Source organism: Bifidobacterium aemilianum (assembly GCF_003315635.1).
GTDB lineage: Bacteria > Actinomycetota > Actinomycetes > Actinomycetales > Bifidobacteriaceae > Bifidobacterium > Bifidobacterium aemilianum.
In genome coordinates this window covers 1-424 of the sequence record NZ_PDCG01000069.1, presented here as the reverse complement: position 1 = coordinate 424, position 424 = coordinate 1, and the positions used below count along the sequence as shown (strand labels likewise).

Below are 424 nucleotides of genomic sequence, written 5' to 3'. Positions count from 1 at the left end.
AGCGTGGCGCTGACTTCGGCCTGGATGTCTGCTCCGATTCTCGCCCGCTCCGCGTTCCCGGCCAGCCTTCGACGTTGAGCCTCACCCTGGCGCAAGGCCTCCTCGCGTTCCTGCAGGAGCAGGATGCTGGACCCCGACACCCGCCGCCACCCTCCGAGGACCAGGGCGCAGGTGCAGCAGATGGCCGATACCGCCAGGATACCGCCGGCGATGGCAGCGGGGGAACCGTTTTTCGAGACAGCTGGACCCGGACGCTCACCCATGGCCCAGGCCAAGAGGGTGGTGGAGCCGTACAGGACTTCGACTCTCAGCCGCAGGTACATCAACGCCAGTTCGGTGACTACTGTGGCCGGTACCCAGATGCGTGTCCTGCCCCGGCCGTATGCCGTCGCAGAGTAGATGGAGACCAGGACCAGCAGGTTGA

At 66.3% G+C, this 424-nt stretch carries 1 pseudogene; it reads right to left on the bottom strand.

The features are described from left to right. Window positions 1–424: pseudogene (locus tag CRD60_RS08870) on the bottom strand (sensor histidine kinase); the annotation flags it as partial.